This window comes from Bacillus sp. FSL K6-1000 (genome assembly GCF_038630785.1).
Taxonomy (GTDB): Bacteria; Bacillota; Bacilli; order Bacillales; family Bacillaceae; genus Bacillus; species Bacillus safensis.
On sequence record NZ_CP152042.1, the window covers coordinates 1,321,423 to 1,334,944 of the forward strand.

At 41.2% G+C, this 13,522-nt stretch carries 11 protein-coding genes; 10 read left to right on the top strand and 1 reads right to left on the bottom strand.

Features of this window, described 5'->3' with window-relative positions:
* The first annotated feature begins 282 nt into the window (after window positions 1–282).
* A complete protein-coding gene (locus tag MHI46_RS06710) occupies window positions 283–2,202 on the top strand; it encodes a heavy metal translocating P-type ATPase (RefSeq protein ID WP_342503184.1) in 1,920 nt (639 codons plus the stop codon).
* A 104-nt stretch (window positions 2,203–2,306) separates the two neighbouring features.
* Window positions 2,307–3,401, top strand: coding sequence for a Xaa-Pro peptidase family protein (locus MHI46_RS06715; protein WP_034623347.1), 1,095 nt, complete (start codon window positions 2,307–2,309; stop codon window positions 3,399–3,401).
* A 54-nt stretch (window positions 3,402–3,455) separates the two neighbouring features.
* Here MHI46_RS06715 and MHI46_RS06720 read toward each other — a convergent pair whose 3' ends face one another.
* The gene (locus MHI46_RS06720; protein ID WP_162842493.1) at window positions 3,456–3,599 is read right to left on the bottom strand and encodes a hypothetical protein; all 144 of its coding nucleotides are present in this window, start codon (window positions 3,597–3,599) and stop codon (window positions 3,456–3,458) included.
* A 93-nt stretch (window positions 3,600–3,692) separates the two neighbouring features.
* On the opposite strand from MHI46_RS06720, the gene MHI46_RS06725 reads away from it, so the two are divergent.
* From MHI46_RS06725 to MHI46_RS06760, 8 genes are all read left to right on the top strand, one after another.
* Window positions 3,693–4,682, top strand: a complete 990-nt coding sequence (locus tag MHI46_RS06725) for a LacI family DNA-binding transcriptional regulator (RefSeq protein WP_034623345.1) — start codon at window positions 3,693–3,695, stop codon at window positions 4,680–4,682.
* A 55-nt stretch (window positions 4,683–4,737) separates the two neighbouring features.
* Complete coding sequence (locus MHI46_RS06730; protein WP_024424695.1) at window positions 4,738–5,592, top strand: transcription antiterminator; 855 nt, start codon at window positions 4,738–4,740, stop codon at window positions 5,590–5,592.
* A gap of 202 nt (window positions 5,593–5,794) precedes the next feature.
* Window positions 5,795–7,894 carry a glucose-specific PTS transporter subunit IIBC gene (gene ptsG, locus MHI46_RS06735; RefSeq protein ID WP_098677363.1) on the top strand — a complete coding sequence of 700 codons (2,100 nt, stop codon included), beginning with the start codon at window positions 5,795–5,797 and terminating at the stop codon, window positions 7,892–7,894.
* A gap of 93 nt (window positions 7,895–7,987) precedes the next feature.
* Complete coding sequence (locus MHI46_RS06740) at window positions 7,988–8,254, top strand: phosphocarrier protein HPr (RefSeq protein ID WP_003211078.1); 267 nt, start codon at window positions 7,988–7,990, stop codon at window positions 8,252–8,254.
* A complete protein-coding gene (gene ptsP, locus MHI46_RS06745; protein WP_024426847.1) occupies window positions 8,254–9,972 on the top strand; it encodes a phosphoenolpyruvate--protein phosphotransferase in 1,719 nt (572 codons plus the stop codon). Before MHI46_RS06740 ends, ptsP begins: the two co-directional genes overlap by 1 nt.
* Before the next feature lie 100 nt (window positions 9,973–10,072).
* Complete coding sequence (locus MHI46_RS06750; RefSeq protein WP_044331928.1) at window positions 10,073–10,315, top strand: transcriptional regulator SplA domain-containing protein; 243 nt, start codon at window positions 10,073–10,075, stop codon at window positions 10,313–10,315.
* A gap of 82 nt (window positions 10,316–10,397) precedes the next feature.
* Complete coding sequence (gene splB, locus MHI46_RS06755) at window positions 10,398–11,426, top strand: spore photoproduct lyase (RefSeq protein WP_024424698.1); 1,029 nt, start codon at window positions 10,398–10,400, stop codon at window positions 11,424–11,426.
* Between the two features lie 113 nt (window positions 11,427–11,539).
* Complete coding sequence (locus tag MHI46_RS06760; protein WP_342503185.1) at window positions 11,540–13,501, top strand: methyl-accepting chemotaxis protein; 1,962 nt, start codon at window positions 11,540–11,542, stop codon at window positions 13,499–13,501.
* The last annotated feature ends 21 nt before the right edge of the window (window positions 13,502–13,522 follow it).

Genomic DNA, 13,522 nt, shown 5'->3' on the forward strand with positions numbered 1-13,522 from the left:
CTTTCTGTGAAAGAACCAATTCTGTTGGTTCTTTTTTTGTGTTCATTTGCTTTTCATCTGAATACACTGTGCTCAGAAGAAGAAGGAACGGTCTATATCAATAATGATAATTATTATCAAAAAGAAATTATAATAATTATTAATTGAAAATTGTTCAGAACCTGTTATAATGAGTTACAGACCAATAAAAAGCTTGAAATAGCAGAAAATATAGATGGAATAAGAAACGGGCAACGATTGATAATGTGAAAACGATTATCAATTAGAGAGGAGAAAACAATCATGAATGAGAATACAACACTTTACCAAACGACAAATCAAAAGGAATCGAAATGGTCCTTACATAAATGGGCACAGCACGGAGAATTAATTGCAGCAGGGATATCAGGGATTCTCATTTTAATTGGATGGATTCTAAAGGATGAGAGCATGTGGAGCATTCCTCTTTTCATCCTGGCATTTGTCATTGGTGGTTTTGCAAAGGCGAAAGAAGGAATTGAAGAAACGATTTCGTCTAAGACCTTGAATGTGGAACTTTTAATGATTTTCGCAGCAATAGGCTCAGCTCTGATCGGCTATTGGGCAGAAGGCGCTATTTTAATTTTTATTTTCTCACTGAGTGGTGCGCTAGAAACGTATACGTCAAATAAAAGCAAGAAAGATTTAACAGCATTAATGAGCATTGCACCAGATGAAGCAACTTTAATTGAAGAAGATGGTACGACCATTCAAATCGCCGCTTCATCATTAACACCTGGTGACCGTATTATGATCAAAGCTGGGGAACGCATTGCAGCAGATGGTGTGATTTTAAGCGGGAGAACAAGTGTGGACGAATCTGCACTTACAGGCGAATCTGTTCCACAGGAAAAAGGGCAGGGGGAAGACGTCTTTGCAGGAACAGTGAACTTAAATGGTTCCTTAACAGTGGAAGTCACTAAACATAATGAAGAAACGCTTTTCCATAAAATTATTAAACTTGTCGAATCCGCTCAAGAAAGTGTTTCGCCAAGCCAGGCATTTATTGAAAAATTCGAGGGTGCCTATGTAAAAGGTGTGCTGATCACCGTCGCGGTATTAATGGTTCTGCCTCATTTTGTCCTCGGCTGGAGCATGAGTGAAACCTTCTATCGGGCTATGGTGTTTATGGTCGTTGCTTCACCTTGTGCTCTTGTTGCATCCATTATGCCAGCCGCACTGTCACTGATCTCAAATGGCGCAAGAAATGGGATGCTTGTCAAAGGAAGCGTCTTTTTAGAAAAACTAGGCACAAGCAGTATGATTGCTTTTGATAAAACGGGGACGATTACAAGCGGGAAGCCAGCCGTAGAACAAGTTGTCATGACGAAAGGGCAGGATGAATCTGCTTTTTACCAGGCACTCTATCAAATTGAGAGTCAATCAAACCACCCATTAGCGAAAGCAATTTCTGATATGGCAAAAGAGCACCAAACAGAAAGAACAGTCCATGTCACCATTGAAGAAACCTCTGGATTTGGTGTGAAAGCACAATTAAATGGAGAAACGTGGCGGATTGGGAAGAAAGACTTTGCGGGTAAGGCGTCAATCGACCGCGAGATTGAAGAGACAGGTGATGACCTTTCAGCGCAAGGATGCACAGTGGTCTACGTTCAAAAGGATGAAAAAGTTGTTGGCTGTCTTGGCCTTAAGGATCAAATCAGACCTGAAGCCAAAAAAATGATTCAAGAACTAAATGATTTAGGCATCCAGACCGTCATGCTGACAGGAGATCAGCAAAAAACGGCTGAAGCGATTGCGCAGGAAGCCGGCATCCAAACCGTAGTGGCTGAATGTCTTCCAGATGAAAAGGTACATGAGGTCAATCAATTAAAAAAACAAGGTAATTCAATCATCATGGTAGGAGACGGAATCAATGATGCACCAGCGCTTGCCACAGCAGATGTTGGGGTTGCGATGGGCGGAGGCACAGATGTTGCCTTAGAAACAGCGGATCTCATCTTAATGAAGAACAATTTAAATAACCTAACAAAGATGATCCGTCTTTCAAGAAAAATGAATCGAATCATTAAGCAAAACATTATTTTCTCATTAACGGTGATCTGTCTGTTAATTTGTGCGAATTTCTTACAAGTGCTTGATTTGCCTTTTGGCGTCATCGGGCATGAAGGAAGTACGATTTTGGTCATTTTAAATGGTCTGCGTCTGCTTCGTGCATCTTAAATCAATCATCAGGGCGCACTGGATTCATGCCAGTGCGCTTTTGTGCGAAATAAAGCAAAAACTGATACAATAGACCAGTAGTAAAACGTGTGAGGAGGATCATGATGAACCGAATGAAGAGCTTGTCTTCTTGGCTTAAGAAAGAAGACATTCAAGGTGCATTTATACATACAAAGGAAAATGTGTTTTATCTATCTGGATACTTCACAGAGCCGCATGAAAGAGTGATGGGGCTGTTTGTGTTCCAAGAGGCAGAACCATTTTTTATTTTGCCTAAAATGGAAGTTGAGCAGGCAAAAAATGCAGGATGGTCCGGCGATATTATTGGATATGAAGATCATGAGAATCCATTTGATTTCATTCAATCAGCGATAGAAAAACGAGGCATTCAAACGGCGCGTCTTGCGATTGAAAAAGAATCGATTCCACTTCAAAGAGCAGAACAGCTCCAAGCTGTTACCGGGGCAGAAACGTTCGTCCGGGCTGAAGATGCGCTCAATCAGCTTAGACTGATTAAAGATGAATCTGAAATTGCTACACTGAAAAAAGCGGCTCAATTGGCAGATGAAGGTGTAAAAATTGGGGTTAACGCCTTAAAAGAAGGAATTACAGAAACAGAAGTGCTCGCTGTCATAGAATATGAACTAAAGAAAAAAGGCATTCAAGGTATGTCCTTTTCAACTATGGTTCTCTTTGGTGAAAAATCAGGCGAGCCTCATGGAAATCCGGGACAGGCAGCCTTAAAAAAAGGTGATTTTGTGTTATTTGACCTTGGCGTCATTGTCGATGGATATTGCTCAGATATCACAAGAACATTTATCTATCAGGAAGCTTCTGAAAAGCAAAAGGACATCTATCAAACCGTCTTAAATGCAGAAATGGCAGCACTTGAAATGAGTAAGCCCGGCGTGAGAATCGGTGATCTTGATTTAAAAGCCCGCGGGCTGATCACAGAAGCGGGATATGGTGAATATTTCCCTCATCGCCTTGGACATGGGTTAGGGGTTTCTGTTCATGAGTTTCCTTCTATGAGTCAGGCAAATGACGACCTTCTGCAAGAAGGTATGGTGTATACGATTGAACCAGGAATTTATGTCCCAGGAGTCGGCGGCGTAAGAATTGAAGATGATGTTCTCATTACGGCAGATGGTCCAGTCACCTTAACCAATTATCCGAAAGAGCTGACGATCATCAAGTAATGAAAAAAATCACGATGAACGTCCAGGTCTTGGAAGTGTCATCGTGATTTTTTATCACTCTTCTCGATCCTTATCAACAAAAAAATCATCAATTGATTGAAACGGTTTGATTTTATGTTCTTTTCCTAAAGGATGTAATGCAAAACGAGCAGAAAACAAAACAGTCATACATAATATAATCCATATGATGAAACCCATCTTGAATTCCCCTTTCCATCCAGTGATTTGTTCAGCTCACATACATCTTAAAGTATGAAACGCTTACCATATCAAGAGAAAGTAGGAGAAAAAATGGCAAACATAAGGGAGATTGCGAAAAGAGCGGGCGTATCTGTGACAACCGTATCACGTGTGTTGAATGAGCATCCTTATGTTAAAGAAGAAAAAAGAGAACGTGTTCTACAAGCGATGAAAGAGCTCAAGTATACAAGAAACATCCAGGCGGTCCATTTAGCGAAGGGCTATTCGAATATGCTTGGCATCGTCCTTCCAAACATTGAACACTCTTATTTCAGCGCACTCGTCACAGGTATTGCAGAAAAAGCACAGGCGCGCGGCATGCATTTTGCTTTATTTCAAACAGGATATGACCCATTAAAAGAAAAAGAAGCGTTAATGAGTTTAAAAGAGCGCCGTGTAGATGGTTTAATATTTTGTTCAAATGCGTTAAGTGATGGTCACATTTTAAAGTGGCAGGAATCAGGGCCGATTATATTTTGTCATCCTGCACCGCACGATCAATGCTCAACCGTGTCGATTGCGCATGATCAAGCATTTAAGGAAGGCCTGCATCATTTGGCGGCATGCGGCCATCAACGAATTGCGATCGTTCTCGCCAGAACAGAAGGAGCGAATAGCGAGTCGCGACTTCAGGCTTATCAAGACATGATGCAATCGCTCGGGCAGACCATTGATGAGAAGTGGATCATCGAAGGGAAGTTATCCCTGCTTGATGGGAAGCAATTATTTGCAGAATGGCAGGAAATGAAAAATCGTCCTACAGCTTTATTTATTACAAATGACGAAGTCTCTGCCGGCTTTTTATTAGAGGCGCAGCGTCATGACATAAAAGTAGGAGAATCACCAGCCATACTCAGCTTTCAAAATAACCAATTGAGTGAGGCTTTGGGGATTTCCAGCATTCATATTCCCCTCAAACAAATGGGACAGGAAGCGTTTGACTTGTTTGACCGGGCATTAAAGGGAGAGAAATCAGAAAAAAGAATGCTGCCATTTCGCCTGATTGAGCGAACAACAACCGTTTTGAAAAACAATCGTTGACGCACGTTTCATCTGTTTTGTACGATAAGAGGGATTGAATAAGAAGGAGGTGGGGATGTTCATGGAATCCTTCACCGTTGATAAAGCGTTAAATAATAATGTCATCATCGCAAGACACCCTTCTTTGGGCGAAGTGGTTCTGATTGGGAAAGGGATCGGCTTCGGTAAAAAATCGGGGGATCTTCTCGATCAAGACGTGTTTGAAAAAATGTTTGTGTTAAAAAACACGAAGGAACAAACAGAATATAAACAACTGCTTCATCATATTGATGAGAACATGATCGAGCTTGCCAATGACGTCATTTATCATATACGAGAAAAAATGGGACAACGATTGAATGAGCATATACATGTTGCACTGACCGACCATATTGCGTTTAGTTTTAAGCGGGTGCAGCAAGGCTATGATATCACGAACCCTTTTATGCTTGAGACGCAATCGCTTTACCCGAAAGAATACGAGGTTGCAAAGGAAGTTGTTGAACTGATTAACGAGCGGCCAGATGTCGAAACGAAGCTGCCAGAAGGAGAAATTGGCTTTATAGCGCTCCATATCCATTCAGCTTTGACGAATAGGCCATTATCTGAAGTGAACCGTCATTCGCAGCTCATTACACAAATGGTCCAAGTCATCGAAGATTCATTTCATATGAAAGTAGACAGAGAAAGTATTCATTATTTACGCTTATTACGCCATATTACGTTTTCAATTGAGCGTATTAAACGGGGAGAATCATTAGAGGAGCCAGAAAAATTGCTTCATCTATTGAAAAATGAATATCCTTTATGCTACAATACTGCTTGGAAAATGATCAAAATTTTGCAGCATGCATTGAAAAAGCCTGTACAGGATGCTGAGGCTGTCTACCTGACACTTCATCTGTACAGATTGACAAATAAAATTTCATAGTTTCCTTGAAACGTGTAACTGATTCGATCAGGCATGAGTGACTTAAGGTAAATACAGGATAAGATCCTGTTATTTGCGCAACCTTATATCACCATGCCTTTTTTTGCGTTTGAAAGTGAAATGTAAACGGTTAATTATGAAATGTACGTCAGGGAGCATCCCAAATGTATGTTGTAAGCGAAAACAAAAGGAGGTTCAACCAGTGTTTAAATCACTTTTTGGTGTGTTGCAAAAAATTGGACGAGCACTCATGCTTCCAGTTGCGATCCTTCCTGCTGCTGGTATTTTACTGGCACTTGGGAATGCGATGCAAAATCCGCAGCTGATTGATGTAGCTCAATTTTTAAGCAATGATACAATTCAGCTTGTTGCAAGTGTCATGGAGAATGCGGGGAACATCGTCTTCTCGAATCTTCCGCTATTATTTGCCGTAGGGGTTGCCATCGGTCTTGCCAATGGAGACGGAGTGGCAGGGATTGCCGCTATCATCGGTTACCTTGTCATGAACGTCACGATGAGTGCCGTATTAATGGCTAACGGATCCATTCCATCTGATTCACTCAAACTGGCTAAGTTTTTCAAGGAAAGCCATCCAGCATATATTAATATGCTCGGCATACCGACCTTGTCTACCGGCGTTTTTGGCGGGATTATCGTCGGGGTATTAGCAGCTTATATGTATAATAAATTTTACAAAATTGAGCTCCCGCAATATCTTGGCTTCTTTGCTGGTAAGCGTTTTGTTCCAATCGTTACTTCTATTTCAGCACTTATTTTAGGGCTATTGATGCTAGTCATTTGGCCGCCAATCCAAGGTGCACTGAACTCATTTTCAACAGGACTGCTCGCAGCGAATGAGCCGCTGGCTGCCTTTGTATTCGGTGTCATTGAACGATCATTAATTCCGTTTGGTCTGCACCACATTTTCTACTCACCATTCTGGTATGAGTTCTTTAGCTACAAGAGCTTATCAGGAGAGCTTGTCCGTGGTGACCAGCGTATTTTCATGGCGCAAATCAAAGATGGTGTTCAGCTGACAGCTGGTACATTCATGACAGGGAAATATCCGTTCATGATGTTCGGTCTTCCAGCAGCAGCACTTGCGATTTACCATGAAGCAAAACCAAAGAATAAAAAGCTAGTAGCAGGAATTATGGGATCAGCGGCCCTTACTTCTTTCCTTACAGGGATCACTGAACCGCTTGAATTCTCATTCTTGTTTGTTGCACCAGTATTATTTGCGATTCACTGTGTATTCGCTGGATTATCCTTTATGATAATGGATATTCTAAACGTGAAAATCGGGATGACCTTCTCAGGAGGGTTAATCGACTTCTTCCTATTTGGTATCCTGCCAAATAGAACCGCTTGGTGGCTCGTCATTCCAGTAGGTCTTGTACTTGCTGTCATTTACTACTTCGGATTTAGATTCGCCATTCGCAAATTTAATCTGAAAACACCAGGCCGCGAGGATGAAGCAGCAGATGGAGCAAGTGAGGCGAAGTCTGAAAAAGGGAATGACTTGCCTTATGAAATCCTTGAAGCAATGGGTGATCAAGAAAACATTAAGCACCTGGATGCTTGTATCACGCGTTTACGTGTCACTGTGAATGATCAGAAGAAAGTGGATAAAGACCGTTTGAAAAAGCTTGGCGCTTCTGGTGTTCTCGAAGTAGGAAACAACATCCAGGCCATTTTCGGCCCGCGCTCTGATAACTTAAAAACACAAATGCAGGACATCATTGCAGGCCGCACGCCTCGTCCAGCGAAAGACCCTTCTGCAAAAGAAGAAGTCAGCCAGCAGGTTGAAGAAGTTATTGCAAAGCCGCTTCAAAATGAGCAAGGGGAAGAAATTTTTGCTTCACCAATTACAGGGGAGCTTCATCCAATTACAGATGTACCAGATCAAGTATTCTCAGGGAAAATGATGGGTGACGGTTTCGCCATCTTCCCAACAGATGGAACGGTTGTTTCACCGGTAAGAGGGAAGATCTTAAATGTGTTCCCGACGAAACACGCCATTGGCCTGCAATCTGATGGTGGACTTGAAATTTTGATCCACTTCGGAATTGATACGGTCGGCCTCAAAGGAGAAGGGTTTGAAGCATTTGTACAAGAGGGAGATCAAGTAGAAATCGGTCAAAAACTTTTAGAGGTTGATATTGATAAAATTAAGTCTGAAGTACCATCTTTGATGACTCCAATTGTATTTACCAACTTAAGTGAAGGACAATTTATTGACCTTCAAGCATCCGGTGAAATCAAAGCTGGACAAGAAAACATCATGAAAATTTCAAAATAATTTTCATAACTGCCGTTCTTGTTAGATGACAAGCTCGGCAGTATGATATAATATTGTGGATGTATTAATTGTATAAAAAGGAGATTGATAAAAATGGCTCAACAAACATTCAAAGTAACTGCAGATTCTGGAATTCACGCACGTCCTGCAACAGTTCTTGTACAAACTGCTAGTAAATATGATGCTGATATCAACTTAGAATATAATGGTAAAACAGTGAACCTGAAATCTATTATGGGTGTAATGTCTCTAGGAATTGCGAAAGGTGCTACAATCACAATCTCTGCTTCTGGTTCTGATGAAAATGATGCACTTGCTGCGCTTAAAGACACAATGAAAAGTGAAGGCCTAGGCGAGTAATGCAACAACTGAAAGGAATCGGTGCTTCAGCAGGCGTTGCGATTGCAAAAGCGTATCGTCTGGAAGAACCAGATTTAACAGTTCACCAAAAAGACATCAATGATCCAGAGACAGAAGTGAAGCGTTTTGAAGAAGCAATTCATGTTTCTAAACAAGAACTTGAAGCAATTAAAGAGCATGCGCTAAAAGAGCTTGGCCAAGACAAAGCAGATATCTTTTCTGCCCACCTTCTTGTGTTAAGTGATCCTGAACTGCTAAACCCAGTAAAGGATAAAATCAAATCTGATAAAGTAAATGCTGAGTTTGCTTTAAAAGAAACAGCGACAATGTTTGTCACAATGTTCGAAGCAATGGACAATGAATACATGAAGGAACGTGCAGCGGATATTCGCGACGTAACGAAACGTGTGACTGGCCATTTGCTAGGCGTTGACATTCCAAACCCAAGCATGATTTCTGAAGAAGTCATCATCATTGCTGAAGATTTAACACCTTCTGATACTGCTCAGCTGAACAGACAATTTGTCAAAGGCTTTGCAACAGATATCGGCGGTCGTACTTCTCACTCAGCGATCATGGCAAGATCTATGGAGATTCCAGCAGTTGTTGGGACAAAAGAAGCAACAAAAACGGTGAAAAACGATGATCTGATCATTGTGGATGGTATTAGCGGCGACGTCATCATTCAGCCTTCTGAAGATGAAGTGAAAGCGTATCAAAAAAAGCATGAAGACTACTTAGCTCAAAAAGCGGAATGGGCGAAACTTGTTGACCAGCCAACGGTTACAAAAGACGGCGTTCACGTAGAGCTAGCTGCAAATATCGGAACACCTGAAGATGTAAAAGGTGTACTTGAAAATGGCGGCGAAGCAGTCGGATTGTACCGTACTGAATTTTTATACATGGGCAGAGACCAGCTTCCTACAGAAGAAGAGCAGTTTGATGCCTATAAAACAGTTTTAGAGAAGATGGAAGGGAAAGCAGTGGTTGTCCGCACACTAGATATTGGTGGCGATAAAGAACTTCCTTACTTGCAGCTTCCAAAAGAAATGAACCCGTTCCTTGGCTATAGAGCCATTCGCCTTTGCCTGGAAGAGCAGGAGATTTTCAGAACACAACTACGCGCCTTACTTCGTGCAAGTACATATGGAAACTTGAAAATCATGTTCCCTATGATCGCGACGTTATCAGAATTTAGAGAAGCAAAAGCCATTTTACTTGAAGAAAAAGAAGCATTGGTTGCCGCTGGTACAGACGTTTCTGATTCCATTGAAATCGGAATGATGGTAGAAATTCCATCAACAGCTGTCATCGCAGACCAATTTGCAAAAGAAGTAGATTTCTTCAGTATTGGAACGAATGATTTGATTCAATACACAATGGCTGCTGATCGAATGAACGAACGAGTGTCTTACCTTTATCAGCCTTACAACCCAGCGATTTTACGTCTTATTACGCTTGTGATCGAAGCAGCGCATAAAGAGGGTAAATGGGTCGGTATGTGCGGAGAGATGGCAGGAGATGAAATCGCAATCCCACTTCTACTTGGATTAGGATTAGATGAATTCTCAATGAGTGCAACATCCATTCTTCCAGCTAGAACGCAGCTAAGCAAGCTTTCTAAAGAAGAAGCTGCATCATTTAAAGAGCATATTTTATCACTTAGCACAACAGAAGAAGTGGTTGATTTCGTCAAGAAGACGTTTCAACAGAACTAAGTGAATGAAAACCAGACAGGTGAGACTGTCTGGTTTTTTTGTCGAATTTTATCATAATGAGTCATATTGGGCAGTGAGAAGGGCACCCTATAATTAAAAAATGGAGGTGACCAGATTGCCTTTCTCAGACTACAAACCGGGTGATCAAGTATATGTGATTTATCGAAATCCACATGCTGCAAACGTAGCACAAATTAAAGAAGCAGAAATTGTTTCACATCCATACAACGAAGAAGAGCTTGCCCTCTTTTTACTTGAAACGTATCATCCACTAGCACCTGATGATGCTGTGTTTCCAACATATGAAGAAGCAGAAGCTCTTTATCAAGACTTGTTTGAATAAGGGAGATTTTAGAAAGGATAAAAGCCATCCTGTGCGGTTAAAGTAACGGTATGAAAACCTTAAAGGTAAGGATGTGCTTAATATGATCAAACCTTTCGTTCCCCAGCTTGTTTACATTGAACCCCGGGCGTTAGAGTACCCGTTAGGACGAGAGCTGAAGGAAAAGTTTGAGGGTATGGGAATCGAAATAAGAGAAACGACTTCACACAACCAGGTCAGAAATATTCCGGGAAAAAATGACTTGCAAAAGTATCGTAATGCGAAGTCAACGCTTGTCATTGGTGTGAGGAAGACATTGAAGTTTGACTCATCTAAACCATCTGCAGAGTATGCAATCCCATTTGCAACAGGGTGTATGGGACATTGTCATTATTGCTATTTGCAAACAACAATGGGAAGTAAGCCGTACATTCGAACGTACGTCAATGTAGAAGAAATATTAGATCAGGCAGAGCAATACATGAACGAGCGGGCGCCGGATATCACGAGATTTGAAGCATCATGTACTTCAGACATCGTAGGAATTGACCATTTGACACATACACTCAAACGAGCGATTGAATACTTTGGGCAGACCGACTTAGGAAAGCTTCGCTTTGTCACGAAGTTCCATCATGTTGATCATCTGTTAGACGCAAAGCATAATGGCCGGACAAGATTCCGTTTTAGTATCAATGCCGATTATGTCATTAAATATTTTGAGCCCGGAACATCACCGCTAGATCAGCGGATTGAAGCGGCTGTTAAGGTCGCAAAGGCAGGCTATCCTCTAGGCTTTATTGTTGCTCCAATCTATATCCATGAAGGCTGGCAGGAAGGATATAAAGTTCTTTTTGAAAAGCTTGATGCAGCTCTTCCTGAAGATGTGAGAGACGATATCACCTTTGAGATGATTCAGCATCGCTTTACAAAACCAGCAAAGCGTGTGATTCAAAAAAACTACCCAAAATCAAAATTAGAGTTGGACGAAGAAAAAAGAAGATACAAGTGGGGAAGATACGGAATAGGAAAATATATCTATCAAAAAGATGAGGAACAAGAACTAAGAAAGACTTTAGAGTCATATATAGATCAGTACTTTCCTTCTGCAAAAATTGAATATTTTACTTGAAACAAGCCTATACGGCTTGTTTTTTCTATTTAAATTTTCTTACAACTATTGAATGCGGTATCATTTTGCCGATATATAAATTAAGGTGTGAAAGTAGATGTAGGGGTGATGAGATGTTTAAGAAACTTCAAGTGAGAATAGCTGTTTTCATCTCAGTTATTTTAATTTTAACCGTCGTGGCCGTTCAAGTGGGTTCTAACATAGTATTAACACCACTTATTGAACGAGATGCAAAAACCACCACAGCAGCAACGGCAGAGAGCATGAGAGACATCATTGCACAAAAGCTTGATAATTACAGTGATACAATTAATAAACTGGCAACTAGTACACTTACTGAAGATTTTGCGCAAAAACAAACAAAACAAACATTAGTCTTCGAAAACGATGAACTAAAAGGCTTGCAGGAGCAGGATGAACTTATTTCACTTGCCTATATTGGAACAAGTGACGGCAAAATGTTCGCCTTCCCAGAGTCCGATTTTGGTGAAGGGTATGACCCATCTAAACGAGATTGGTTTATCCAATCAGCTGAAAAGCCTGACGAAGTCATTTGGACTGATCCATATATCGATAAAGCAACAAATGAAATGGTCGTCTCAGCCACAAAGGCGATTGTCAGAAACGGAAAGGTCGTTGGGGTCGCTGGACTTGATTTGAAATTATCCTCCATTCAATCTTATATAAAGGAACAAAAGATTCCTTATATGGGTACCGCTTTCTTAGTTGACGGCAAAGGAACCATTTTAGCACATCCAACAGAGCAAGGAAAAAACATATCAAAAGTAGCTTCTGTGAAAAAAGCGATCGACAATTCAGGTATTGATGACAGAAAAGAACTGACGGTCATATCTAAAATCAAAGAAGCTGATTGGACGATTGGTGTCAGCTTTGAGAAAAAGAAACTGCTTTGGATCACAGAACAAATGAATCAGACAAGCATCATTATTTCCGTCATGGCCATTATTCTTGCGATGATCCTCAGCTTCTTATTGGCAAGAAGCATTACAACGCCAATCAAGCGTCTAATAGAGCATGTGCGTAAGGTGTCAGAAGGCGATTTAACAAGTACGCTTGCAGTGAAATCCCAAGATGAAATTGGTTCCCTCACGAAAAGCATTAATCAAATGACCGAGGATATCAGGGAGTTAATTGAAAAAGTGAAAGGGGCTTCAGATCAAGTTGTGAAATCAGCGGATGAAGTGACCCACATTTCAAATGAGACTTTGCTGTCTAGCGAACAGATTGCAACGGCCATTCAAGAGGTGGCAACAGGAGCGACTAAGCAGGCATCAGATGCAGAAACGATTAATGAAAAATCAGAGTATTTGTATGAGAAAGTGCGCCATATGGGTGAGCTTGCCACGCAAATGCAAACCAACTCAAAATCATCTGAAGATGCAAGCTATAAAGGGCTTGACGCACTTGGTTTGCTCGTCCAAAAATCAACACAAGCGAGTGAAGAATCGAAAAAGGTTGAGCAAATGCTGCTAGACCTTGAGCATAAAACGAAAAATATTGAAAATGTCGTGACCGCCATCTCTGAAATCTCGGATCAAACGAATTTACTTGCACTAAATGCAAGCATTGAAGCAGCGAGAGCAGGAGAAAGTGGACGAGGGTTTGCTGTAGTTGCAGAAGAAGTCAGAAAGCTTGCTGAACAATCTGCGCAGTCAACAAAACACATTAGTGAAACCGTCAAACTCATTCAAGATGAATCGAAGAAGGCGGCTGAAGCGATGACAACAGCAAGTAAAATGAATGAGGAACAAGGTGCCGCCATCAATGCAACCGGTGAGGCACTCAGCAGCATCACAATGGAAATGCAGGCACTTGTCGGTTCAATCGACAGCATTCATACACAGATTAATGAAATGACAGAAGAACAGCAGAAGATGAGTGACTCCATTCAAAGTATTGCTGCCATTTCAGAAGAATCTGCTGCCTCAGCTGAGGAAGTGCATGCGTCTACAGATGAACAAGTTCAAGTGTTAGAAAGAACGAAAACCTCAACTGAAATGCTGAACGAATCAAGCCAGGCACTGCGTCAGGCGGTTGACCGATTTAAGGTGTAATGAGCGGAAAGGAACCTTGTG

Excerpts from the sequence above, each read along its gene's own strand:
- MHI46_RS06710 (WP_342503184.1), top strand. The coding sequence starts at position 283 with ATGAATGAGAATACAACACTTTACCAAACGACAAATCAAAAGGAATCG.
- MHI46_RS06715 (WP_034623347.1), top strand. The coding sequence starts at position 2,307 with ATGAACCGAATGAAGAGCTTGTCTTCTTGGCTTAAGAAAGAAGACATT.
- MHI46_RS06720 (WP_162842493.1), bottom strand. The coding sequence starts at position 3,599 with ATGGGTTTCATCATATGGATTATATTATGTATGACTGTTTTGTTTTCT.
- MHI46_RS06725 (WP_034623345.1), top strand. The coding sequence starts at position 3,693 with ATGGCAAACATAAGGGAGATTGCGAAAAGAGCGGGCGTATCTGTGACA.
- MHI46_RS06730 (WP_024424695.1), top strand. The coding sequence starts at position 4,738 with ATGTTCATGGAATCCTTCACCGTTGATAAAGCGTTAAATAATAATGTC.
- MHI46_RS06740 (WP_003211078.1), top strand. The coding sequence starts at position 7,988 with ATGGCTCAACAAACATTCAAAGTAACTGCAGATTCTGGAATTCACGCA.
- ptsP (WP_024426847.1), top strand. The coding sequence starts at position 8,254 with ATGCAACAACTGAAAGGAATCGGTGCTTCAGCAGGCGTTGCGATTGCA.
- MHI46_RS06750 (WP_044331928.1), top strand. The coding sequence starts at position 10,073 with ATGGAGGTGACCAGATTGCCTTTCTCAGACTACAAACCGGGTGATCAA.
- splB (WP_024424698.1), top strand. The coding sequence starts at position 10,398 with ATGATCAAACCTTTCGTTCCCCAGCTTGTTTACATTGAACCCCGGGCG.
- MHI46_RS06760 (WP_342503185.1), top strand. The coding sequence starts at position 11,540 with ATGTTTAAGAAACTTCAAGTGAGAATAGCTGTTTTCATCTCAGTTATT.